Below are 24682 nucleotides of genomic sequence, written 5' to 3' on the forward strand. Positions count from 1 at the left end.
AGGGAGCCACGCATGGCAAAGTTTTTTATCGACAGGCCGGTATTCGCCTGGGTGATCGCGATCGTGCTGATGATGGCCGGCGCGCTTTCCATCCTGAAGCTGCCGGTCTCGCAGTACCCCAACATCGCGCCGCCGGCCATCGGCATCGCGGTGACCTATCCCGGCGCCTCGGCGCAGACGGTGCAGGACACCGTGGTGCAGGTGATCGAGCAGCAGATGAACGGCCTGGACGGGCTGGAGTACATCTCGTCGGAAAGCAACTCCGACGGCAGCATGTCCATCACGCTGACCTTCCGTCAGGGCACCAACCCCGACACCGCGCAGGTGCAGGTGCAGAACAAGCTGTCGCTGGCGCAGCCGCTGCTGCCGCAGGAAGTGCAGCAGCAGGGCATCCGCGTCACGAAGGCCACCAAGAACTTCCTGATCGTGGCGGGTTTCGTCTCCACCGACGGCACCATGACCAAGGACGATCTGGCGGACTACGTGGCGTCCTATGTGCAGGATCCGATCAGCCGCACGCAGGGCGTCGGTGACTTCCAGCTGTTCGGCTCGCAGTACGCGATGCGCATCTGGCTGGATCCGGACAAGCTCATCAACTACGGCCTGACCACCACCGATGTGGTCAACGCCATCAAGGAGCAGAACGTCCAGGTGTCGTCCGGCCAGCTGGGCGGCCTGCCGGCCGTGCGCGGCCAGCAGCTCAACGCCACCATCATCGGACCGTCGCGCCTGCAGAAGCCGGAAGACTTCGGCCGCATCCTGCTGAAGGTCAATCAGGACGGCTCGCAGGTGCGCCTGGCCAACGTGGCCAGCATCGAGCTGGGCGGCCAGACCTACGCCATCGACAGCTACTTCAACGGCAAGCCGGCCTCGGGCCTGGCGGTCAAGCTGGCGCCGGGCGCCAATGCGCTGGACACGGCGCAGGCGGTGCGCGACACCATCAACAGCCTGAAGCCGTTCTTCCCGCCGGGCATGGACGTGGTCTATCCGTATGACACGACCCCGTTCGTCAGCCTGTCGATCGAGGAAGTGTTCAAGACGCTGGCCGAGGCCATCGTGCTGGTCTTCCTGGTGATGTATCTGTTCCTGCAGAACTTCCGCGCCACCATCATTCCGACGCTGGCGGTGCCGGTGGTGCTGCTGGGCACCTTCGGCGTGCTGGCGGCCTTCGGCTATTCCATCAACACGCTGACCATGTTCGGCATGGTGCTGGCCATCGGCCTGCTGGTGGATGACGCCATCGTGGTGGTGGAGAACGTCGAGCGGGTGATGGCCGAGGAAGGGCTGACGCCCAAGCAGGCCACGCGCAAGTCCATGACCCAGATCACGGGCGCGCTGATCGGCATCGCCATGGTGCTGGCCGCCGTGTTCATTCCCATGGCCTTCTTCGGCGGTTCGACGGGCGTGATCTACCGCCAGTTCTCGATCACCATCGTCTCGTCCATGGTGCTGTCGGTGATCGTGGCCATCGTCTTCACGCCGGCGCTGTGCGCCACCATGCTCAAGCCGATTCCCAAGGGCCATCATGGCGCCAAGCGCGGTTTCTTCGGCTGGTTCAACCGTACGTTCGACCGTAGCACCGAGGGCTATGCCAACACGGTGTCGCGCGTGCTGAACCGTGGCAAGCGGCTGATGCTGGTCTATCTGGCCATCGTCATCGCCATGGCCTGGATGTTCACGCGCATCCCGACCGCGTTCCTGCCGGACGAGGACCAGGGCATTCTTTTCGCCCAGATCCAGACGCCGTCGGGCGCCACCGCCGAGCGCACCAAGGCTGTCATCGACGAGGCCACCAAGTACCTGCTGGAAGAAGAGAAGGACGCTGTCACCTCGGTGTTCGCCGTCAACGGCTTCAACTTCGGCGGCCGTGGCCAGAACGCGTCCATCCTGTTCATCAAGCTGCGCGACTGGGACGAACGCGGCGCCGCCAGCCTGAAGGCCCGCGCCGTGGCCGCGCGCGCCAACGCCCACTTCCGCAAGACCGTGCGCGACGCCATGCTGTTCGTGGTGCCGCCGCCCTCGGTGATGGAGCTGGGCAACGTGACGGGCTTCGACTTCATGTTGATGGACCGCGCCGGCGTGGGCCACGAGAAGCTGCTGGCCGCGCGCAACCAGCTGCTGGGCGCCGCGGCCAAGAGCCCGGTGCTGCAGGGCGTGCGCCCGAACGGCATCGAGGACGCGCCGCAGTACCAGCTCGACATCGACCGCGAGAAGGCGCGCGCGCTGGGCGTGGCGGTGTCCGACATCAACAGCACGCTGGCCACCGCCTGGGGTTCGTCCTACGTCAACGACTTCATCGACCGGGGTCGCGTGAAAAAGGTGTTCGTGCAGGGCGACGCATCCGCGCGCATGCTGCCCGAGGACCTGGAGAAATGGTACGTGCGCAACAAGAACGGCGACATGGTTCCGTTCTCGGCCTTCTCGTCTGCCAGCTGGACCTACGGCCCGCAGAAGCTGAACCGCTACAACGGCTCGCCGTCCTTCAACATCCAGGGCCAGGCCGCGCCGGGCTACAGCTCGGGCGCCGCGATGCAGGAAATGGAGCGCCTGGCCGCGCAGCTGCCGACTGGCGTGGGCTACGAATGGACCGGCATGTCGTTCGAAGAGCGCTTGTCGGGCGCGCAGGCGCCGGCGCTCTACGCGATCTCGCTGATCGTGGTGTTCCTGTGCCTGGCCGCGCTGTATGAGAGCTGGTCGATCCCGTCGGCGGTGATGCTGGTGGTGCCGCTGGGCATCATCGGGGCGCTGGCCGCGACCTTGTTGCGCGGGCTGTCCAACGACGTGTACTTCCAGGTGGGGCTGTTGACCACCGTGGGCCTGGCGGCCAAGAACGCGATCCTGATCGTGGAATTCGCCAAGGAGCACTACGAGTCGGGGGCGGGGCTGGTCGAGTCGGCCATCCATGCCGCGCGCCAGCGCCTGCGGCCCATCCTGATGACCTCGCTGGCCTTCATCCTGGGCGTGGTGCCCCTGGCGATCTCCTCGGGCGCGGGCTCGGGCAGCCAGAACGCCATCGGCACCGGCGTGATCGGCGGCATGCTGACCGCCACCTTCCTGGCCATTTTCTTCGTTCCCACCTTCTTCGTGGTCATGCTCAAGCTGTTCAAGGTCAAGCGCATGAGCGAACAGCGCGACAAGCACGAAACCGACGTCGCGGCGGAGGGACCTGCGCAATGATGATTCCGATGAGAACCCTGTTGTCCGTATCCCTGGCGGCGGCCCTGGCGGGCTGCTCGCTGGCCCCGACCTACGAGCGCCCGGACGCGCCGGTCAGCGCCGCCTATCCTGCCGGCGCGGCCTACAAGCCCGACGCGGTCAACCCCGCCGGCGTGGCCACGGCCGACGTCGGCTGGCGCGACTTCTTCACCGACCCGCTGTTGCAGCGGCTGATCGAGATGTCGCTGGCCAACAACCGCGACCTGCGCGTGGCGGCGCTGAACGTCGAGGCCGCGCGCGCGCAATACCGCATTCAGCGTTCCAACCTGATGCCCAGCGTCGGCCTGGCCGGCAAGGAAACCGCGCAGCGCACGCCGGGCAGCCTGACGCCCAGCGGCGAGGCCACCACCAGCCACAACTACCAGGTGGGCGCCGCGCTGTCGACCTGGGAGCTGGACCTGTTCGGCCGCATCCGCAGCCTGAGCGACAAGGCGCTGGAGTCGTATCTGGCGCTGGACGAGACGCGCACGGCCACGCAGCTGTCGCTGGTCGCCGAAGTTGCCAACGCCTACCTGACGCTGCGCGCCGACCAGGAGCTGCTGGCGCTGACGCGCGAAACGCTCAAGAGCCAGCAGGATTCGTTCAAGCTGACGCAGCAGAGCTACGACATCGGCCTGTCGACCGCGCTGGACCTGAGCCAGGCCGAGGTCGGCCTGCGCACCGCCGAACGCAACCTGTCGCAGTACACGCGCCAGGCCGCGCAGGACCGCAATGCGCTGGTGCTGCTGGCGGGCCAGCCGCTGCCTGACGACCTGTCGGCGGCGCTGGACCAGGCCGTGAGGCTGGACGACGGCATGCTGCCCACCGCCTTGCCGGCCGGGCTGCCGTCCGACCTGCTGGCGCGCCGCCCGGACATCCGCGCGGCCGAGCACCAGCTCAAGGGCGCCAACGCCAACATCGGCGCGGCGCGCGCGGCCTTCTTCCCGACCATCAGCCTGACCGGCACGGCGGGCACGGCCAGCTCCAGCCTGGGCGGCCTGTTCGATGGCGGTTCGGGGGCCTGGAGCTTCACGCCGCAGATCACGGTGCCGATCTTCGCCGGCGGCTCGCTGCTGGCCGGACTGGACCTGGCCCATGTGCAGAAGAACGTGCAGATCGCGCAGTACGAAAAGGCGATCCAGTCGGGCTTTCGCGAAGTGGCCGACGCGCTGGCCGGGCGCGGCACGCTGGACGAGCAGATCCAGGCGCAGCGCCTGCTGGTGGACGCCAGCCAGCGCGCCTACGATGTGTCCGACCAGCGCTTCCGCCAGGGTATCGACAACTACCTGAGCGTGCTGGATTCGCAGCGTTCGCTGTACAGCGCCCAGCAGTCGCTGGTGGACACGCGCCGCGCGCGCCTGTCCAACCTGGTGAACCTGTACAAGGCGCTGGGCGGCGGCTGGACCGAGCGCACCGCCTCGGCGGCGGGCGCGGCGCAACCGGCGCAAGCCGCCGGCGGCTGATCCGCGGGCCGGCTGGCGGCCAGGCAGCAAAAGCAACGGGCCGACCCCGCGAGGGGCCGGCCCGTTTTCCTGCGCGCCGGAACTGGCCGGGCAGGGCGCTGCGTCAGGCGCGTTTCTTGGCGATGAGGCCGACCACGAAGAGCACGATGATGGCGCCCACCACCGAGGCGATCCAGCCTGCCGGCTCGCCGTCGTGGTACCAGCCGAGCTGACGGCCGAGGAAGCCGGCGACCACCGAGCCGACGATGCCCAGGATGGTCGTCATGACGATGCCCATGGGCTGGTCCCCGGGCATGACGGCGCGGGCGATCAGGCCGACGATGAACCCGACGATGATCATGATGATGATGCTCATGCGCGTGCTCCTTGCGTAAGGAAAAGGTTGCGATGCGTCCCGATCATACTCACGCGCCGCGTTCATGGGGTGTAACAACACGTATGCGCGGCGCGCCCGCAACATGCTGCATCGCGATGGACGCCGACGGGTCTATGACGTCATGTCTATGAGCTGGCGGATGTCGCGGGTGAGCGCCTCGATGCTGTCGGTTTCCGAGGCCAGCAGCCGCGCGCGGCCCTTGTTGTCGAAAATGTACACGCCTCGGCTGTGCGTCACATCGTAGATCTCGGCGTCGTCGCCGGGCTTGGGCTTTTCGATCTGGTAGGCGACGCGGTAGCGGCGCGCCAGGTCGGCGATCTGCTTTTCGTCGCCGGTCACGCCGATGGCGTTCTTGTTGAACGCGTCCACATAGGCCTGCAGGATGTCGGGTGTATCGCGATGCGGATCCACGCTGACGAACACGATGCGCACGTCGCGCGCCTTGTCGCCCAGGTTCTGCAGCACGGCGGTCAGCTGGGCCATGGTGGTGGGGCAGATGTCCGGGCAGCTGGCGTAGCCGAAGAACAGCAGCACGGTCTTGCCCTTCAGGTCGTCGCTGCTGACGGTCTTGCCGCCCGCGCCGGGCAGCGAGAACTTCAGGTCGGGCAGGTGGCCCTTGACGTCGTAGAGGGTCCAGTTCACGTTCCGGTCGCCGCAGGCGGCGAGCAGGATGAACAGGGTCAGCAGCAGGCCGCGCCAGGCGCGGCCGCAAGTGAGGTGTCTCATGTATCCCAAGGCCGGTCGAGAAAGATAAACCCATCGATTCTACCCGCAGGTCGGCGGCGGACGCGCCGGGCGCCCCTGGACCGCTTGCGTTGGCGCAAGCGCGCCGCGCGCCGGCGTGGGCGTTTGTGAAGTTTTGTCGGAGCTTTGTCGTGAAAAGCGCTTTCGGGCCCGCTGGGGGCGCCGGCCGGAATATATTCAGCCATCAGTCAGGTTTGTGGCTGCAAGCACTTGAAGGCTGGACCATGCGCTACCCGTACTATCCATACTTTCCCGTCGTCCTCGACATTCTTCATTCGCGCGCCGCCGAGCAGGTGCTGGACGCGCCTTGCGGCACCGGCTGGCTTGGCGACAACCTGCACGCGACGGCCCGGGGCAGCGTCGAACTGGACGGCGTGGGGCTGTGGGAGTTTCCCGAAGCCGGCGGCGGCTACCGCGAGGTCATCGAGCATGACCTGGAAACACCGCTGTCGCTGAATCGCCAGTACGACGCCGCCGTCTGCTGCGAAGCCATCCACCTGGTGACCAATCCCGGCGTGCTGGTCGAGAGCCTGCGGCGCGCATTGCGGCCGGGCGGCACCGTGGTCATCACCACGCCCAACACCTGGTACTTCCGCTCGCGCCTGCAGTTCCTGCTGCGCGGCTTCCATTCCGGCTTCCGGCCCATGGTGGGCCGCCAGCGCGGGCAGGACTACATCACGTATTTCCCCTGGAGCTATCCGCAGCTGCATCTGCTGCTGTCGCACTACGGCTACGTGGACATCACGCTGCACGAGGTCGACGAGGTCAAGCCCAAGCGGATGCTGGAGCATCTGCTGGCGCTGCCGTCGCGCCTGTATTACCGGCAGCGGATCAAGCGTGCCGAAAGCGAGGAAGCGCGGCAGTTCTGGCGCGAAGCCGCGCGCGACCAGTCGGTGCATGGCCGCTGGCTGGTGGTGTCGGCGCGGCGGTCGGTCGAGGACATGGCGGCCTGACAGGGACGGGCCGCAGGCGCGCATGCCGTGGCGCCGCGCGGCCCGCGCAGTCCCGGCGCACGCAAAGACGGCCCGCGTGCGCGGGCCGTCTTGTCCTGCAACCTGCATCGTCGCGTCAGGCGGCGCTCATGCCGCTGTGGCGCAGCAACGCGTCAATACGCGGCGCGCGGCCACGGAAGGCGGCGAAGGATTCCGCCGCCGGACGCGAACCGCCCACGGCCAGCACTTCGCGGCGGAAGCGCGCGCCGGTCTCCGGGTCCAGCGTGCCCAGCGCCGAGCCGGACGGCTGGCGGGCGGCGGCTTCCTCGAAGGCCTCGTAGGCGTCGGCCGACAGCACCTCGGCCCACTTGTAGCTGTAGTAGCCGGCGCCATAGCCGCCGGCGAACAGGTGCGAGAAGGCATGCGGCAGCCGGTGCCAGGCGGGCGGGAACAGCACCGCGACTTCCTGGCGCACTTCCTGCAGCAGGGCCAGCACCTGGGCGATGGAAATGCCCTGGGCGCGGTCGTGCATCAGCATGTCGAACAGCGCGAACTCGATCTGGCGCACGGTCTGCATGCCGCTCTGGTAGTTGCGCGCCGCGATCATGCGGTCGTAGAGCGCGCGCGGCAGCGTCTCGCCGGTGTCGGCGTGGGCCGACAGCTTCTGCACCACGGCCCATTCCCAGCAGAAGTTCTCCATGAATTGCGAGGGCAGTTCGATGGCGTCCCATTCCACGCTGGAGAAGGCGGCCGCGCCGGGCTCGTCCACTTCCGACAGCAGCGCGTGCAGCGCATGGCCGGTCTCGTGGAACAGCGTGATCACGTCGTCATGCGTCAGCACGGCGGCGCGCTCGCCGTTGGGGCGCGAGAAATTGCAGGTCAGGTAGGCCACCGGCGTCTGCAGGCGTCCGCCGGCCAGGCGGCGGGTGCGTTCGCTGTCGACCCAGGCGCCGCTCTGCTTGCCGGCGCGCGCGTACAGGTCCAGGTACAGATGGCCGATCAGCGCGCCCTCGGGGCTTTCCACGCGCACGCCGCGCACGTCGGCGTGCCAGGACGATACCGGCGTTTCCACCAGGCGCACGTTGAACAGGGTCTCGATGACCTCGTACAGGCCGGCCAGCACGCGCGGCTCGGTGAAGTACTGCTTGACCTCGTCTTCCGAGTAGGCGTAGCGCGATTCGCGCAGGCGCTCGGAGGCATAGGGCACGTCCCAGGGCTGCAGTTCGGCCAGGCCCAGCTCGGCGTCGGCATAGGCGCGCAGCTCGGTCAGGTCGCGCTGCGCATAGGGCTTGGCGCGCGCGGCCAGGTCGCGCAGGAACTCGGTGACTTCGCGGGCGTCGCGCGCCATGCGGGTCTGCAGGCGCAGCCCGGCGAAGGTGCCCAGGCCCAGCAGGCCGGCTTCCTCGGCGCGCAGCGACAGCAGCTCTTCGATCAGCGGCGAGTTGTCGAACTGCGCGTCACCCTGTTCCGACGCGACGGTGCCATAGCCGCGGTACAGCGCCTCGCGCAGGTCGCGGTCGCGGGCGTACTGCATCACCGGCAGGTAGCAGGGCATTTTCAGCGTCAGCTTCCAGCCCGGCTTGCCGTCTTCCTCGGCGGCGGCGCGGGCGGCGGCCAGCACGTCGGCCGGGATGCCGGCCAGGCGCGCTTCGTCCTCGACGTACAGCGACCAGGCGTCGATGGCGTCCAGCACGTTCTCGGAGAACTTCTGCGAGGCCTGGGCCTCGCGGTCGGAAATGGCGGCGTAGCGCTCGCGGTCGGCGCCCTGCAGCTCGACGCCGCTCAGCCGGAAGTCGCGCAGCGCCATCTCGACGATGCGGCGGCGCACCGGCGTCCAGGCGGCGAAGTCCGGCGCGGCGGCCAGGCGCTGGTATTGCTTGTACAGGCCCTCGTGCAGGCCGACCCAGGTGGAGAATTCGGTGACCAGCGGCAGCGCGGCGTTGTAGGCCTCGCGCAGCTCGGGCGTGTTGACCACGGCGTTCAGGTGGCCCGCCACCGACCAGGCGCGCCACAGCCGCTCGGACGCGGTGTCCAGCGGCTCGGCCACGGCTTCCCAGGTGGCCGGCAGCGACGGGTCGGCGGCGTGCTCGACGGCCTGGCGCGCGATGCCTAGCAGTTCCTCGACGGCGGGCACGATGTGCGCGGGCGTGACGGCCGCGTAGTCGACCAGGTCGGAGACGGGGGCAAGCAGGGGATTCTGGGTCATGGCGGTAGCGGGTGGGAAGGGGTTGCGGGACGCGGCGGATGGCGGCGCGGCATATGCCTAACAGGTAGGGGCGATCGGCCCGAACGCAAGGGCAGGATAGAACATCCTGTGCTGTCGCGCTGGCTGGGGGGAGCCGCCCGCCCGCCGGGCCGCGACGGGCCGGGATAGGGCGGACGGGAGTGGGGCCGGACGGCCCCGGTCGCTCAGGCGGTCAGCCCGGCCGCGCGCTCGGCGGCCTCGACCGTGTTGACCAGCAGCATGGCGATGGTCATGGGGCCCACGCCGCCCGGCACGGGCGTGATGGCGCCGGCCACCTGGCTGGCGGAGGCGAAGTCCACGTCGCCGCACAGCTTGCCGCCGGCGCCGCGATTGATGCCCACGTCGATGACGACGGCGCCCGGCTTGATCATCGAGCCGTCGATCATGCCCGGCTTGCCGGTCGCCACGACCAGCACGTCGGCGCGGCGCGTCTGCGCGGCCAGGTCGCGGGTCTTGGAGTTGCAGATCGTGATGGTGGCGCCCGCCTGCAGCAGCAGCATGGCCATGGGCTTGCCGACGATGTTGCTGGCGCCCACGATGACGGCCTCGGCGCCGCGCAGGGCCACGCCTTCGGATTCCAGCATCTTCATCACGCCGTAGGGCGTGCAGGGGCGGAACAGCGGCTGGCCGGTCATGAGCAGGCCGGCGTTGCTGACGTGGAAACCGTCCACGTCCTTTTCGGCGGCGATGGCCTCGATGACCTTGTGCGCGTCCATGTGCTTGGGCAGCGGCAGCTGCACCAGGATGCCGTGGATGGCCGGATCGCGGTTCAGCGTGTCGATGCGGGCCAGCAGATCGGCCTCGGTCATGTCCGCCGGGTATTGCTCTTTCACGGAATGCAGGCCGGCCTTTTCGCAGGCGGCGACCTTGTTGCGCACATACACCTGGGAGGCGGGATCTTCGCCCACCAGCACCACGGCCAGGCCGGGGCGGGCGCCTTGCGCGGCCAGCGCGGCAACGCGCTGGGCGACTTCTTCGCGGATACGCTGCGAGAGCGCGACGCCGTCAATGATTCTTGCTGTCATGCATGCGCCTCGGGCTTGGCCAGGGCAACCTTCATCAGGTCTGCTACGGTGGTCACTTCAAGTTTTTCCATGATGTTGGCGCGGTGCGCCTCGACGGTCTTGATGCTGATGCCCAGGTCGTCGGCGATCTGCTTGTTCAAGCGGCCGGCGACGATGCGCTCCAGCACCTGCTGCTCGCGCGCGGTCAGGCGCGCCAGCATGGCTTCGTGGTCTTTCTGGGCCTGGTGCTTGCTGACGCGCTGCGTCGCCTGCTCCAGCATGCGCGCCACGATCTCGCGCAGGTCCGATTCGTTGAACGGCTTTTCGAGGAAGTCGACCGCGCCCTTCTTCATGGTGGACACGGCCATGGGCACGTCGCCGTGGCCGGTGATGAAGACGATGGGCAGCGGGGCGTTGCGGGCGATCAGCTGTTCCTGCAGTTCCAGGCCGCTCATGCCGGGCATGCGCACGTCGGCGATCAGCACGCCGATCTGGGCCGGATCGTAGTCTTCCAGGAAGGACTCGCCGCTGGCGTAGGCACGGACGCGATAGCCATTGGCCTCCAGCAGCCAGCGCAGCGAATCGCGGACCGCTTCGTCGTCGTCAACAATGAATACCGTGCTCGACAGGTGGGGCGTGTTCATGCGTGCAACTCCTCTGACTGGTCATTCTGGGCCTGCGGCTGGGGTGCAGCGCAGGGCAGGGTAAAGCGGAAAATGGTGCCGCCGGCGGGATTGGGGTCTGCCCACAGGCGGCCGTGGTGCGATTCGATAATGGTACGGCAGATATTCAGCCCCATGCCCAGGCCCTGGGACTTGGTGCTGAAGAAAGGTTCGAACAGGCGCTCGGGCTCGGCCAGGCCGTGGCCGCGGTCGACCACGGCCACCTCGATGTGCTGCTCGTGCAGGATCACGGCCACCTTGAGCTCGTCGGACTCACTCTTTTCCATGGCTTCCAGACCGTTCTTGAGCAGGTTGAGCAGCACCTGTTCGATCAGGATCGGGTCGGCCAGCACGTCCGGCGCGTTGGACGGCACGAAGCTGTCGATGCGGATGCGGCGCTTGCGCGCGTCGATCTCGGCGAAGCCGATGGCGTTGTCTACGATGCGGCCGATGGCCACGCGCTGGCGGCGCGGCTCGCTGCGTTTCACGAATTCGCGGATGCGGCTGATGATCTTGCCGGCGCGCTCGGCCTGCGAGGCGGCCTTTTCCAGCGCCGGCAGCAGCATGTTGGGGCTGGTGTGGCCGGCCTTGACCAGGGCCACCGCGCCCATGCTGTAGTTGGCGATGGCGGTCAGGGGCTGGTTCAGCTCGTGCGCCAGCGACGAGGCCATCTCGCCCATGGTAGTCAGGCGGCTGGTGAGCTGGATCTTCTCCTGCTGCACGCGCGAGGCTTCCTCATGCGTGCGGCGCTCGGTGATGTCGCGCGCCACCTGCATGCGCACGCGGCGGCCGTCGGTCCAGGCCAGCATGCGGTGATGCACCTCGAACCAGCGCTGCACCGAAGGCGCGAACACTTCGACGGATTCGTCGGTGAAGCGGCCACGGCGGCCGGCCAGCAGTTCGTCATGGCCGCCGGTCTGGGCGCCGAACACGCGGCGGTAGGTGCGGTTGGCGAACAGCAGCTCCAGGCCGTCGTGGGTGTCGGCCGTGACCGAGATGGCGTCGTCCAGGCCTTCGAGCACCGTCATGAAGCGTTCGTGCGCGGCGGTCAGCGCCTCGCGGATGCGCTTGGGCTCGGTGATGTCGGTCATGGAGGTCATCCAGCCGATCTGGTTGCCGTTGGGGTCCAGCAGCGGCGACACGTACATGCGGGCGGTGAAGCGCGAGCCGTCGCGGCGCTGGGCCTCGACCTCCAGGCCGCTGCTGGGCGTCTTGCCCGACATCAGCACGTCCAGCGTGTGCTGATGCTGTTCGTGGCGGCCGGGCACCCAATAGGGGAAGGGCGGGCTGCGGCCGATCAGGTCGGCCTCGTTCCAGCCGATCATGCGGCAGAAGGCGGGGTTGACGTAGGCGATGCGGCCTTCCATGTCGAGCACCCGCATGCCGGTGGACATGGAGTTCTCCATGGCGCGGCGAAAGCCGGTCTCGGCGATCAGCGCGGCCTCGGCCGTCGAGCGGAAGCGGGTATAGCGCCACAGCATCAGCAGGCTGATGATGATCACGCAGGACAGCGCCAGCACCACCCAGAGCAGCCGTTGCTGGCGCATTTCCTGGTCGATGGTGACGAACATGACGCTGTCGTCGTGGATGCGCTGCAGCCAGAAGAACACCGCCATCACACAGATATAAAGGATCAGCACCAGGGCTGGCGTGACCCAGTACACCCCGCGGCGGCGCGTGCGGGCGTGGTCGTGGAATGGGGTGGGGATGTTGGACTTGGGCGCGCTGGACATGGAATTCGGGCCAGATAGACCCGGCATTTTAGTGCGTGTTGCCGGGGAATTGCCGGGAATCAAGCGGCCGATTGCGTGGACAGGCTAAAAAATTGCGCCGTTGCACCTTTCAGCTTGCGGTCATGATTTCACTTTGTGAAATGCCGTACCGCAACATGAAATTTTCCTTGCGACCGGTTAATCTTCTTTCTTAGAATGCCGGCTGATAAGGGAACCCTACCCGAAGGCAGGTTTCCAGAACACCCACGACCCATGCAGGACATGGTAGCCCGGATGATCCGGACGCCACGGACTGGCCGCGAGCAGACCAATAAGCGCGGGTGTGGTCATGAACGAACCCCAATAGGAGACACACGATGTCCTCTTTCGCCCAGGCTGGCGCCGTGCAGGCTGCCAACGACGAAGACACCCTAGAGACCCAGGAGTGGCTCGAAGCCCTGGCAGCCGTCCTTGACCGCGAAGGACCGCAGCGCGCGCACTACCTGCTGGAACGCCTGATCGACGAGGCGCGCCGCTCCGGTGCCCACATCCCGTTCTCGCCCAACACCGCCTACGTCAACACGATCCCGCCCGGCCTGGAGCCGGCGCATCCGGGCAACCTGGAACTGGAATCGCGCATCCGCTCGTACGTGCGCTGGAACGCCATGGCCATGGTGGTCAAGGCCAACAAGCACAACCCGCCGGACGGCGGCGACCTGGGCGGCCACATCGCCTCCTTCGCCTCGCTGGCCACCATGATCGGCTGCGGCCAGAACCACTTCTGGCACGCCGAGACCGAGAACCACGGCGGCGACCTGGTCTACTTCCAGGGCCACACCTCGCCCGGCATGTACGGCCGCGCCTACCTCGAAGGCCGCCTGACCGAAGACCAGCTGAACCACTTCCGTCAGGAAGTGGACGGCAAGGGCCTGTCCTCGTACCCGCATCCGAAGCTGATGCCGGACTTCTGGCAGTTCCCGACGGTGTCGATGGGCCTGGGCCCGCTGATGGCCATCTACCAGGCGCGCTTCCTGAAGTACCTGCACGCCCGCGGCATCGCCGACACCAGCCGCCGCAAGGTCTGGGTCTTCTGCGGCGACGGCGAGATGGACGAGCCGGAATCGCTGGGCGCCATCGCCCTGGCTGCGCGCGAGAAGCTGGACAACCTGATCTTCGTCATCAACTGCAACCTGCAGCGTCTGGACGGCCCGGTGCGCGGCAACGGCAAGATCATCCAGGAGCTGGAAGGTGACTTCCGCGGTTCGGGCTGGAACGTGATCAAGCTGATCTGGGGCGGCTACTGGGATCCGCTGCTGGCGCATGACAAGGAAGGCATCCTGCGCAAGATCATGGAAGAGACCGTCGATGGCGAGTACCAGGCGTACAAGGCCAACGACGGCAAGTTCGTGCGCGAGCATTTCTTCGGCAAGCACCCCAAGCTGCTGGAAGCCGTGTCGCGCATGAGCGACGAGGACATCTGGCGCCTGAACCGTGGCGGCCATGACCCGCACAAGGTGTTCGCCGCGTTCGACGCCGCCACCAAGCACGAAGGCCAGCCCACCGTCATCCTGGCCAAGACCATCAAGGGCTACGGCATGGGCCACGTCGGCCAGGCCAAGAACCCCACCCACCAGCAGAAGAAGCTGGAGCTGGACTCGATCCGCGAATTCCGCGACCGCTTCGCCATCCCGATCCCGGACGACCAGCTGGCCGATCTGCCGTACTTCAAGCCGGCGGAAGATTCGCCCGAAATGAAGTACCTGCACGAGCGCCGCGCCGCGCTGGGCGGCTACCTGCCGCGCCGCCGTCAGAAGGCCGACGAACAGCTCAAGGCCCCGGCGCTGGACGCCTTCAAGGCCGTGCTGGAGCCCACCGCGGAAGGCCGCGAGATCTCCACCACCCAGGCTTTCGTGCGCATCCTGAACCAGGTGCTGCGCGACAAGGACCTGGGTCCGCGCGTCGTGCCGATCCTGGCCGACGAATCGCGCACCTTCGGCATGGAAGGCCTGTTCCGCCAGATCGGCATCTACGCGCCGGAAGGCCAGAAGTACACCCCGGTCGACAAGGACCAGGTCATGTACTACAAGGAAGCGGCCGATGGCCAGCTCCTGCAGGAAGGCATCAACGAAGCGGGCGCGATGAGCTCGTGGATCGCGGCGGCCACGTCGTACTCCTCGAACAACCGCATCATGATCCCGTTCTTCATCTACTACTCGATGTTCGGGTTCCAGCGCATCGGCGACCTGGCCTGGGCGGCCGGCGACATGCAGGCGCGCGGCTTCCTCCTGGGCGGCACCGCCGGGCGCACCACGCTCAACGGCGAGGGCCTGCAGCACGAGGACGGCCACAGCCACATCCTGGCCTCGACCATCCCCAACTGCGTCTCGTACGATCCGACGTTCGGCCATGAACTGGCCGTGATCATCCAGCATGGCCTGAAGCGCATGGTGGAAGACCAGGAAAACGTCTACTACTACCTGACGGTGATGAACGAGAACTACCCGCAGCCCGGTCTGACCACGGGCGACGAGGAAGGCATCATCAAGGGCATGTACAAGCTCAAGTCGCACGGCCAGGGCAAGAACCGCGTGCAGCTGATGGGTTCGGGCACGATCCTGCGCGAAGTCATGGCCGCGCAGGAACTGCTCGAAGCCGACTGGGGCGTCGCCTCCGACCTGTGGAGCGTCACCAGCTTCACCGAGCTGCGCCGCAACGGCCTGGACGCCGAGCGCCATAACATGCTGCACCCGGACGAGAAGAAGCCGCAGGTGGCTTATGTCACCGAGCAGCTGGCCAAGACCGAAGGCCCGATCATCGCGTCGACCGACTACATGAAGCTGTTCGCCGACCAGATCCGTCCGTTCGTGCCGAAGGGCCGCGAATACAAGGTGCTGGGCACCGACGGCTTCGGCCGCTCGGACTTCCGCTCGAAGCTGCGCGAGCACTTCGAGGTGGACCGCCACTTCGTCGTGGTCGCCGCGCTGCGCGCGCTGGCCGACGAAGGCAAGCTGCCGCTCGCCAAGGTGGCCGAGGCCATCAAGAAGTACGGCATCAATCCGAACAAAGCCAACCCGCAATACGCCTGAGGGTAAAGAGACATGAGCAATATCGTGCAGATCAAGGTTCCGGACATCGGTGACTTCAAGGAAGTGGAAGTCATCGAGGTGCTGGTGTCGGTGGGCGACACGATCAAGGCCGAGCAGAGCCTGATCACGGTGGAGTCCGACAAGGCGTCGATGGAGATTCCGGCCTCGCAGGGCGGGGTGGTGAAGTCGATCAGCGTGAAGGTTGGCGACAAGGTTGCGGAAGGCACGGTGGTGCTGGAAGTGGAGGCGGCAGGCGCCGCCGCCGCGCCCGCCGCCGCGCCCGCTGCTGCTGCGCCGGCCAAGGCCGCTGAAGCTGCCAAGCCTGCCGCTGCTGCCGCGCCGGCTCCGGCTGCCAGCGCCGGTCCCGTCGAGATCCAGGTGCCGGACATCGGCGACTTCAAGGAAGTCGAGGTCATCGAAGTCATGGTCGCCGTGGGCGACACGATCAAGGCCGAGCAGAGCCTGATCACCGTCGAGTCCGACAAGGCCTCGATGGAGATTCCCGCCTCGCAGGGCGGCGTGGTCAAGGAAGTGAAGGTCAAGGTCGGCGACAAGGTCGCCAAGGGCTCGGTCGTGGTCGTGGTGGAAGGCTCGGCTCCGGCCGCCGCCGCGCCCGCCCAGGCCGCTGCCGCCGCGCCCGCGCCCAAGGCCGAGGCGCCGGCACCGGCGGCTCCCGCCGCCGCGCCGGCCGCGCGTCCGGCTCCGGCCGCCGCGCTGGAAGACGCCAACCTGAAGCCGGGCCAGCTGCCGCACGCTTCGCCCTCGGTGCGCAAGTTCGCGCGCGAGCTGGGCGTGAATCTGAGCAAGGTCAAGGGCTCCGGTCCCAAGGACCGCATCACGGCCGACGACGTGCGCGCCTTCGTCAAGCAGGCGCTGGCCGCTCCGGCCGCCGTCGCCGGCGGTTCGGCCGACGGCGCCGCGCTGGGCCTCTTGCCGTGGCCCAAGGTCGACTTCACCAAGTTCGGCCCGATCGAAGCCAAGCCGCTGTCGCGCATCAAGAAGATCTCCGGCGCGAACCTGCATCGCAACTGGGTCATGATCCCGCACGTCACCAACAATGACGAAGCGGACATCACCGACCTGGAAGCGCTGCGCGTCACGCTGAACAAGGAAAACGAGAAGTCGGGCATCAAGGTCACGATGCTGGCCTTCCTGATCAAGGCCGTGGTCGCGGCCCTGAAGAAGTTCCCCGAGTTCAACGCCTCGCTGGACGGCGACAACCTGGTGCTCAAGCAGTACTACCACATCGGCTTCGCCGCCGATACGCCCAACGGGCTGGTGGTGCCGGTGATCCGCGATGCCGACAAGAAGGGCATCCTGCAGATCGCCCAGGAAATGACCGATCTGTCCAAGAAGGCCCGCGACGGCAAGATCTCGCCGGCCGACATGCAGGGCGGCTGCTTCTCGATCTCGTCGCTGGGCGGCATCGGCGGCACCTCGTTCACGCCCATCATCAATGCGCCCGAAGTGGCCATCCTGGGCGTGTCGCGTTCGTCGCACAAGCCGGTCTGGGACGGCAAGCAGTTCGTGCCGCGCCTGATCGTGCCGCTGTCGCTGTCCTATGACCACCGCGTCATCGACGGCGCCGCCGCGGCCCGCTTCAACGCCTATCTGGGCGCGCTGCTGGCCGACTTCCGTCGCATCGCGCTGTAACCGGGGAGCCTTCATGAGCAATACCGTTCAAATCAAGGTTCCGGACATCGGCGACTTCAAGGAAGTGGAAGTCATCGAAGTGCTGGTGTCGGTGGGCGACACGATCAAGGCCGAGCAGAGCCTGATCACGGTGGAGTCCGACAAGGCGTCGATGGAGATTCCGGCCTCGCAGGGCGGGGTGGTGAAGTCGATCAGCGTGAAGGTAGGCGACAAGGTCGCGGAAGGCACGGTGGTGCTGGAAGTGGAGGCGGCAGGAGCCGCCGCCGCGCCGGCCGCCGCGCCCGCCGCCGCCGCGCCGGCCAAGGCTGCGGAAGCGGCCAAGCCTGCCGCCGCCGTTGCGTCGACCCCGGCTCCGGCCGCCGCCAGCTTCGGCGGCTCGGCCGATGCCGAGTACGACATGCTGGTGCTGGGCGCCGGCCCCGGCGGCTATTCGGCCGCCTTCCGCGCCGCCGACCTGGGTCTGTCCACCGTGCTGGTGGAGCGCTACGACACGCTGGGCGGCGTCTGCCTGAACGTGGGCTGCATCCCGTCCAAGGCGCTGCTGCACAACGCCGCGATCATCGACGAGGCACGCGAGCTGGCCGCCCACGGCATCAGCTTCGGCGAGCCGAAGATCGACCTGGACAAGCTGCGCGGCTACAAGGACAGCGTGGTCGCCAAGCTGACCGGCGGCCTGGCCGGCATGGCCAAGGCGCGCAAGGTCACCGTGGCACACGGCGTGGGTGAGTTTGTCGATCCGCATCACCTGAAAGTCACGGGCAAGGACGGCAAGGTCCAGACGCTGCGCTTCAAGCAGGCCATCATCGCCGCCGGCAGCCAGTCGGTGAAGCTGCCGTTCCTGCCGCAGGACGAGCGCATCGTCGACTCGACCGGCGCGCTGCTGCTGCGCGAGATCCCCAAGAAGATGCTGATCGTCGGCGGCGGCATCATCGGCCTGGAAATGGGCACGGTGTACTCCACGCTGGGCGCGCGCCTGGACGTGGTGGAAATGCTGGACGGCCTGATGCAGGGCGCCGACCGCGATATGGTCAAGGTGTGGCAGAAGAAGAATGCCTACCGCTTCGACAACATCATGTTGAAGACCAAGACCGTGGGCGCCGAGGCGAAGAAGGACGGCATCTACGTCAGCTTCGAAGGCGAGGGCGCGCCCAAGGAGCCCCAGCGCTACGACCTGGTGCTGCAGGCCGTGGGCCGCAGCCCCAACGGCAAGAAGATCGGCGCCGACAAGGCGGGCATCGCCGTCACCGACCGTGGTTTCATCGAGGTCGACAAGCAGATGCGCACCAACGTGCCGCACATCTACGCCATCGGCGACATCGTGGGCCAGCCCATGTTGGCGCACAAGGCCGTGCATGAAGGCCACGTGGCGGCGGAAGCGGCGGCCGGCCAGAAGTCCTTCTTCGACGCCCGCGTCATTCCGTCGGTGGCCTACACCGATCCGGAAGTGGCCTGGGTGGGCCTGACGGAAGACGAGGCCAAGAAGCAGGGCATCAAGTTCGAGAAGGGCGTGTTCCCCTGGGCCGCCTCCGGCCGCGCCATCGCCAATGGCCGCGACGAGGGCTTCACCAAGCTGATCTTCGACGCGGATACGCACCGCATCCTGGGCGGCGGCATCGTGGGCACCCACGCCGGCGACCTGATCAGCGAAGTGGCCCTGGCCGTGGAAATGGGCGCGGACGTGATCGACATCGCCAAGACCATCCACCCGCACCCCACGCTGGGTGAATCGGTCGGCATGGCCGCGGAAGTGGCCGAAGGCGTGTGCACGGACTTGCCGCCGATGAAGAAGAAGTAAGCAGACGCGGTTTGTCTGCGAAATCCCCGCGCGGCGGCGACGCTGCGCGGGGATTTTTTTTGTCTGGCCGATGCGGGTGCGCGCCGCGTGCTTTGGGGGGAACAGCGCCAGAAGGGGCGGACAAGGATGGACAGATTTGTCACTGTCGGCCGGACCGGGATGGCGGCCCTGCGCTATGTTCACGCCCAGGGTGTGCGGGCATGTGGCAGCTTGGCATGGTGCGATGGCCGACTCATCCATCCTATGGGAGGTGATGGCATGGCCAAAGGCAAGACATCCGTAGCGACGGTGCCCGAGACGGCGCCGGAGGCGTTGCTGGGGGATATCCGGATATTGATCGAGGGGGCTCGGCAGCGTGCCGCCTCGGCGGTGAACAGCGAGTTGACGATGCTCTATTGGCGTATCGGCCAACGCATCCACGCGCAAGTACTTGAGGGGCGGCGGGCCGACTACGGCGAGGAAGTGCTGCCCAATGTAGCGGCGCAGTTGGTGCGGGAGTATGGCAGCAGTTTTTCGGTCAAGAACCTGCGCCGCATGGTGCAGTTCGCCACGACCTTTCCAGACGAGCAGATTGTCGTATCGCTGATACGACAATTGAGCTGGACCCATTTTATCGCCCTGATCCCGTTGAAAGACCCGCTCCAACGCGACTACTACGCACAAATGGCCAGCATCGAACGCTGGAGCGTGCGCACCCTGCGCGAGCGCATCAACTCCATGCTCTACGAACGCACGGCGCTGTCCCAAAAACCGGATGAATTGATCGCCCAGGAACTGGCAACCCTGGCCGGCGCGCAGCGCATGTCGCCGGCGCTGGTGATGCGCGACCCGTACATCCTGGACTTCCTGGGCCTGCAGGACAGCTGGCAGGAAGGCGACCTGGAAGGCGCGATCATCCGCGAGATGGAATCCTTCCTGCTGGAACTGGGCGCGGGCTTTTCCTTCCTGGCGCGGCAGAAGCGCATCCAGATCGACGACGAGGACTTCCATCTGGATCTGCTGTTCTACAACCGCAAGTTGCGGCGTCTGGTCGCCGTCGAATTGAAGATCGGCGACTTCGAGGCGGCGCACAAGGGCCAGATGGAGCTGTATCTGCGCTGGCTGGACAGGCACGAACGCGAGCCCGGCGAGGCCGCGCCGCTGGGAATCATCCTGTGCACGGGCAAGAAGCGCGAGCAGATCGAACTGCTGGAACTGGACCGATCAGGGATACACGTCGCCGAGTACCTGACGGCCTTGCCGTCGCGCGAGGTGTTGGGTGAGAAGTTGCAGCAGGCGGCGACGCGGGCTCGTCTGCGGATTGAGCTGCGTGGCGGTGAAACGATATAGCGGCCCGCACGGTTGCGGCGGACATGCACGGCGCGGTGCCGTGCCGTTGTGGGCTGCTGGTTCGGCTTGCATCGGGGCATCTGCCGGGCTGTCGTGCTACGGCCTGAGCGCGCGCAAGGGCCGTCTCGCCAGTTTCGTTTTGAAGTCCTGCCTGCAATCGCAGATGACGTGGATGTAAACGACGTCACTGACGACTTCGTAGATCACCCGGTTCTTGGCGGCAATGATCTCGAGAAAGTGAGTGGCGGGCAGCTCGGGCGGCGCATGGCCGGCGCCGGGAAAGCGCTCCAGATTCAGGACCGCCTTCTTGATCTTCGCGTAGGCGTCCAGCCAGGTGGACGGAGAGAAGTGCTTGATGACATAGCGCCGGATCTCGAACAGATCGTCGGCTGCGGACTGAAGAAACACGACCCGATGCGTCATGCAGGGTCTTCCTGGTCCATGGCTTCAATCCGCGCGAATACATCCGTGGCCGGGATCGTCCGGCCTTCCTCTATTTCCCTGCGGCCTTGCGCAAGCAGCTGGAGCAAGGCAATCGCCTGTTCCTGCTCTTCATAGCTTTGCACATCCATGACGACGAGCTTGGCCTCGCCATTTTGGGTGATCAACAACGGTTCGCGCGTCTGGGACAGGGTCGTGACGATTTCGGCCGCATGACTCTTGAGATATGAGATCGGTTTGACCTGTGTTGAGTACTTCATGGGCAGAGCTCCAGCTAAATAGATGTATCGGACTTATTTTAGTCTGAATTCAGTCTCGTCGTTCGGGTGCTCCATGTTGCGCAAGCCACGGTGATCGGGCTGATATCCGATCCTCGCCACCGCAGGCTGCAAAAAGAAAATCCCCACGCAGCCATTGCTGTGTGGGGATTCGGCAATCGCCGCAAGGGCAGGCGGGCGCAGCGAGGCCCGCGTGCTCAGGCGTGCGTATTGACCCGCGAGCCCAGCGTGGCGTCCTGGGCCATGGCCGGCACGGCGCCCTGCATCAGCGTGGCTACGGTTTGCGACTGCATGTTCAGCACCTTCTTGAGCAGGGTGGCCTGGACCTGATCGACCGTTTGCGCGTCGCGCATGGCCAGGACGGTATTGACGGCGTTGTTGACGGAGTCCATGTCTGAGGTTCCTGCGTGGGCGGCTCGGGAATGAGCCTGATGGAGAGTTATTGTCGCGTAGTTTTCGCGTTTCGGGGAGCGTCTTGCTGCGTCTTGCCGGATATTTTTTCGCTCGTTCCTGACGAGGCGAGACGTGGGCGCGGATGGGCCGACCAGCGCGTCCACGGGCCGTTCACGGGCGAGCGGGGCATTCCTTGACGGTGCCCCATCCTTGGTTGGGTTCGCAGTATTGCTTGCGTGCGGCCCAGGCGCAGTCCGGCCGGTCGAAGAAACTCAATCCGGCGCAGCGTTGCAGCTCTGCCTTCAATGCATCCAGCCAGCTGTCGCGCGGTTCGGCGGGGATTTCGGTGACTCGGAGAGTGGGGACGGGCGCGGGCGCCGGGGCTGGCTGAGGCGTGGCCGTGGCAGGGGTCTCAGTCTGCGGCGTGTCGGCATGCGGCGCGCGCGCCGGCGCATCGGCTGCGGGCGTTGATGGCGTGGCGGCGGACGCAGGCGGCGCCGGCTCGCGCTCCGACGCGTGGCGGGATTCTTCCGGGGCGCTATCGGCATGTTCCTGTCCCAGGCCCGGCAGCGGCTGCAAGGGCTGCAGCGGCAGCCGCACGGGGCTGGCGGCCGACGCGCCGGTGCGCTCAGAATTGGGCGTGCTCCAGTACACGACCAGCAGCACCAGCGCGCCGTAGATCGCCAGGGTGTAGAGCACGGTCAGCGTGGCCCAGCCCACGCGCTTGCCGGTGATGGGGGGCGCGTCTTCGCGGCCAAGCAGGCTGCGCCAGCGGACAAGCGTGGCCCCGGGCGCGCTGATCAGCCACCAGGCCAGGCGCCGGACCACGCCGGGCGGACGGGGCAGCTGCGCGCTGACCTGGGCGGCCAGCAATTCGCGCAGGGCGCGGTTTTCCTCGAGCAGGCGTTGGGCATCCGCCGGCGCCTGATCATTGCGATCCGGAGTGCTGTCATGCTGCGTAGCGAGGGGATCGGACGGCGTGGCGGTCATGTTGAGAAAACTATAGATACAAAATCATGCGACCGCAATTATGAGGGGCGCGCGTAGCGGTCAAAAAAACGAATAAGCGGGCAAAAGGCCGGCTGCGGCAGGCACTTGCCAGCAGGGTGTAGGCATGTGTCCGGAAGGCGGACGCGACACGAAGGGGAAGCCGTGCTGTCATGCAAGTTCAGGCGGGTTTTCTCGCGCCTGGCGGCGCGCAGCATGCGATCCGGCGACCGCGGCAGATCCGGGATCTGTGGTCAGAGTGGCCCGCGCGCTGGAAAGCACAAAGCCGGCTTGCGCCGGCTTTGTGCTTGGGTGGGACCCGAAGGTCCCCGTGCCAGGTCGGGCAAGCCGGACCTCGCGGTCCGGACCTGCCCGGCCGTTCCTGCTGAGGCGTGATTAACGCAGCAGCGACAGAACGGTTTGCGGCACTTGGTTGGCTTGCGCCAGAACCGAGGTACCAGCCTGTTGCAGGATCTGGTTCTTGGACATGTTCGACACTTCCGTGGCGTAGTCCGCGTCCTGGATCCGCGAGCGGGCGCCCGACAGGTTGTTGACGACGTTGTTCAGATTGGCGATCGTCGATTCCAGACGGTTCTGCACAGCACCCAGCTCGCCGGTCAGCTTGTTCAGGACCTTGAACGCGGAGTCCAGGGTCTTGAGCGGGTCGGTGGTCTTGTCGCCTTTGCTCTGGGCTTCGAACGTCATCTTGCCGCTCGAGTCGATCTTCAGTTCCTTGCCGATGGAGGCGGCATTGGGATCCGTGGACATGGACTTGCTGGCGCCATCGTTCTTGAAGGTATCGCCACCGGCAATGGCCAGGACCTTGCCCGTGAGCTGATCGAACTGGAAGCGTTGAACGGTTTTTTCAACGATGCTCAGTTCTCCCTTGCCGTCGAGGTACAGCTTGTTGTTGTTGGCGGGCACGACTGCATCCTTCTGCGTCAAGACGCCGGTAGCGCTGATATCGACAGTGGCGGCCTGGATGCCAGTGCCCATCGTGGCCGAACCAGTCTTGCCGTTGAGGGCTGTCAGAACTTGGTCGGTGGTTGCGGTGGTTTGGAAGGCAATATCAGCAGCAGCAGCTCGTCCCTTGTAGGTAGTGCCGCCGATGCTCAGAGCCACACCCGACCGATCCACGGTAGCCGAGCCGCCTGCTGCATAGTCGGTCAGATCTTTAAGTTTAGCCTGGGACAGATTGCCGCCAGCAGCCTTATTGTCGGTCGCAGACAGGTTGCCGGCAGTGGGATCCCAATACAGCGCCTTGCCGCTGGTATCAGTAATATTGCCGTTGGAATCGATCTTGATATCGACCGTTTCCTTGGTGTTCTTATAGGTAGCGCTTACAGGGGTCGAACCGATTTTGCCCTTAATTGCCGCTTCGATATTTGCGCTGTTGTCAACCTTGGTGTAGGTGAAGTTGCCAGCAGTAGCATCATATGTATACTTCGTCGGCGTGCCGGCGGGATCAACGGTAATGCTGTCACCGTTCTTGAACTTACCCAGCAAATCAGACGCCTTCGCATCAACGTTTTTGGTCGTGACATCATATTGGTTCGGCAAACCAGATGCAGACGCGGTGACATTCGGGCCAGTCAGATCATTGATGTTGGCCGAACGGTTGTCCACCACACCCTTGCCATTCACGTTGAAGCCGTTCAGACCCAGCGTCTTGACGCTGATTTCCGACAGGTTCAGGGTGATGGTTTCGCCGTCGTTGGCGCCAACTTGCAGCGTCAGGGGCTTGGCGTTGGCCGACAGGACCTTCACGCCGTTGAAGTCGGTCTGTTGCGAGATGCGGTTGATGTCGGACAGGCGCTGGTTGATTTCATCTTGCATCGAATCCAGCTGCTCTTGCGAGTAGTTGCCGTTACCGGCCTGAACGGCCAGTTCGCGCACGCGCTGCAGGTGGGTGTTGACTTCGCTCGACGCGCCTTCGGTCGTTTGAGCCAGCGAGATGCCGTCGTTGGCGTTGCGGGCGGCTTGGGTCAGGCCCTTGACGTTCGCGGTGAAGCGGTTGGCGATGGCCATGCCGGCGGCGTCGTCCTTGGCGCTGTTGATGCGCAGGCCCGACGACAGGCGTTCGATGGCGGTACCCAGGGCGGACTGGGACTTGTTCAGGTTGTTCTGGGCAACCAGCGACAAGTAGTTGGTATTGATGACTGCAGCCATGTTTAGGCTCCCAAGGAGAGAAAGGCTTCTTCAAACCGGGCAGCTAGGCCGCCCAACTGTAACGTGAGGAACTGAATTTGAGGTTTTCAAGTTCATCCGTTGCCAGGATTACGGCAGTCAAAAAACATTCTTTAGGGCAAATTTGAGAAAGGCGTGCTTTTCGATCATTGCCATGCTGTGGCTGCTGTGCGCCGCGTCATAAGAAAAAAGGGGCAGAT

At 66.0% G+C, this 24682-nt stretch carries 18 protein-coding genes; 7 read left to right on the forward strand and 11 right to left on the reverse strand.

What is annotated here, in order from left to right; genetic code table 11:
* Positions 1–12: 12 nt before the first annotated feature.
* Positions 13–3177 (forward strand): efflux RND transporter permease subunit, encoded by a 3165-nt coding sequence (locus tag ACEU5R_RS18640; RefSeq protein ID WP_392411197.1) that lies wholly within the window; start codon positions 13–15, stop codon positions 3175–3177.
* Complete coding sequence (gene adeC / locus ACEU5R_RS18645) at positions 3174–4658, forward strand: AdeC/AdeK/OprM family multidrug efflux complex outer membrane factor (RefSeq protein ID WP_392411198.1); 1485 nt, start codon at positions 3174–3176, stop codon at positions 4656–4658. Before ACEU5R_RS18640 ends, adeC begins: the two co-directional genes overlap by 4 nt.
* 103 nt (positions 4659–4761) lie before the next feature.
* On the opposite strand, the gene ACEU5R_RS18650 is transcribed toward adeC, so the two are convergent.
* Together ACEU5R_RS18650 and ACEU5R_RS18655 are read right to left on the reverse strand one after the other, a co-directional pair.
* Positions 4762–5013, reverse strand: a complete 252-nt coding sequence (locus ACEU5R_RS18650; RefSeq protein WP_103273989.1) for a GlsB/YeaQ/YmgE family stress response membrane protein — start codon at positions 5011–5013, stop codon at positions 4762–4764.
* A 132-nt stretch (positions 5014–5145) separates the two neighbouring features.
* Positions 5146–5760, reverse strand: coding sequence for an SCO family protein (locus tag ACEU5R_RS18655; RefSeq protein WP_103273990.1), 615 nt, complete (start codon positions 5758–5760; stop codon positions 5146–5148).
* A 212-nt stretch (positions 5761–5972) separates the two neighbouring features.
* Here ACEU5R_RS18655 and ACEU5R_RS18660 point away from each other — a divergent pair, with 212 nt between their 5' ends.
* Entirely contained in the window at positions 5973–6731 is a 759-nt protein-coding gene (locus tag ACEU5R_RS18660; RefSeq protein ID WP_392411199.1) for a class I SAM-dependent methyltransferase, read from the forward strand.
* 115 nt (positions 6732–6846) lie between these two features.
* Here the strand turns inward: ACEU5R_RS18660 and ACEU5R_RS18665 are convergent, their stop codons facing one another.
* The 4 genes from ACEU5R_RS18665 to ACEU5R_RS18680 all read right to left on the reverse strand — a co-directional run bounded on the left by ACEU5R_RS18665 (position 6847) and on the right by ACEU5R_RS18680 (position 12354).
* Positions 6847–8916, reverse strand: coding sequence for a M3 family metallopeptidase (locus ACEU5R_RS18665; RefSeq protein ID WP_392411200.1), 2070 nt, complete (start codon positions 8914–8916; stop codon positions 6847–6849).
* 203 nt (positions 8917–9119) lie between these two features.
* Positions 9120–9980 (reverse strand): bifunctional methylenetetrahydrofolate dehydrogenase/methenyltetrahydrofolate cyclohydrolase FolD, encoded by an 861-nt coding sequence (gene folD / locus ACEU5R_RS18670; protein ID WP_392411201.1) that lies wholly within the window; start codon positions 9978–9980, stop codon positions 9120–9122.
* Complete coding sequence (locus ACEU5R_RS18675) at positions 9977–10603, reverse strand: response regulator transcription factor (protein ID WP_103273993.1); 627 nt, start codon at positions 10601–10603, stop codon at positions 9977–9979. The genes folD and ACEU5R_RS18675 overlap by 4 nt, the downstream gene beginning before the upstream one ends.
* Positions 10600–12354 carry a PAS domain S-box protein gene (locus tag ACEU5R_RS18680; RefSeq protein ID WP_103273994.1) on the reverse strand — a complete coding sequence of 585 codons (1755 nt, stop codon included), beginning with the start codon at positions 12352–12354 and terminating at the stop codon, positions 10600–10602. Before ACEU5R_RS18680 ends, ACEU5R_RS18675 begins: the two co-directional genes overlap by 4 nt.
* Before the next feature lie 356 nt (positions 12355–12710).
* Here ACEU5R_RS18680 and aceE point away from each other — a divergent pair, with 356 nt between their 5' ends.
* From aceE to ACEU5R_RS18700, 4 genes are all read left to right on the forward strand, one after another.
* On the forward strand, positions 12711–15419 hold the full coding sequence (gene aceE, locus ACEU5R_RS18685; RefSeq protein ID WP_392411202.1) for a pyruvate dehydrogenase (acetyl-transferring), homodimeric type: 2709 nt from the start codon (positions 12711–12713) through the stop codon (positions 15417–15419).
* 12 nt (positions 15420–15431) lie between these two features.
* Entirely contained in the window at positions 15432–17072 is a 1641-nt protein-coding gene (aceF, locus tag ACEU5R_RS18690) for a dihydrolipoyllysine-residue acetyltransferase (protein ID WP_392411203.1), read from the forward strand.
* A gap of 13 nt (positions 17073–17085) precedes the next feature.
* Positions 17086–18867 carry a dihydrolipoyl dehydrogenase gene (lpdA, locus tag ACEU5R_RS18695; protein ID WP_103273997.1) on the forward strand — a complete coding sequence of 594 codons (1782 nt, stop codon included), beginning with the start codon at positions 17086–17088 and terminating at the stop codon, positions 18865–18867.
* 258 nt (positions 18868–19125) lie between these two features.
* The gene (locus tag ACEU5R_RS18700; RefSeq protein ID WP_103273998.1) at positions 19126–20196 is read left to right on the forward strand and encodes a YhcG family protein; all 1071 of its coding nucleotides are present in this window, start codon (positions 19126–19128) and stop codon (positions 20194–20196) included.
* A 96-nt stretch (positions 20197–20292) separates the two neighbouring features.
* Here the strand turns inward: ACEU5R_RS18700 and ACEU5R_RS18705 are convergent, their stop codons facing one another.
* The 5 genes from ACEU5R_RS18705 to ACEU5R_RS18725 all read right to left on the reverse strand — a co-directional run bounded on the left by ACEU5R_RS18705 (position 20293) and on the right by ACEU5R_RS18725 (position 24464).
* Positions 20293–20619, reverse strand: coding sequence for a type II toxin-antitoxin system RelE/ParE family toxin (locus ACEU5R_RS18705; RefSeq protein WP_103273999.1), 327 nt, complete (start codon positions 20617–20619; stop codon positions 20293–20295).
* On the reverse strand, positions 20616–20897 hold the full coding sequence (locus ACEU5R_RS18710) for a type II toxin-antitoxin system Phd/YefM family antitoxin (RefSeq protein ID WP_103274000.1): 282 nt from the start codon (positions 20895–20897) through the stop codon (positions 20616–20618). Before ACEU5R_RS18710 ends, ACEU5R_RS18705 begins: the two co-directional genes overlap by 4 nt.
* A gap of 215 nt (positions 20898–21112) precedes the next feature.
* Positions 21113–21307 carry a putative motility protein gene (locus ACEU5R_RS18715; RefSeq protein WP_212320818.1) on the reverse strand — a complete coding sequence of 65 codons (195 nt, stop codon included), beginning with the start codon at positions 21305–21307 and terminating at the stop codon, positions 21113–21115.
* Between the two features lie 172 nt (positions 21308–21479).
* Complete coding sequence (locus ACEU5R_RS18720; RefSeq protein ID WP_392411204.1) at positions 21480–22298, reverse strand: hypothetical protein; 819 nt, start codon at positions 22296–22298, stop codon at positions 21480–21482.
* A 393-nt stretch (positions 22299–22691) separates the two neighbouring features.
* The gene (locus ACEU5R_RS18725; protein WP_392411205.1) at positions 22692–24464 is read right to left on the reverse strand and encodes a flagellin; all 1773 of its coding nucleotides are present in this window, start codon (positions 24462–24464) and stop codon (positions 22692–22694) included.
* Positions 24465–24682 lie beyond the last annotated feature (218 nt).

This window comes from Achromobacter sp. 413638 (assembly GCF_043119405.1).
Lineage (GTDB): Bacteria > Pseudomonadota > Gammaproteobacteria > Burkholderiales > Burkholderiaceae_B > Achromobacter.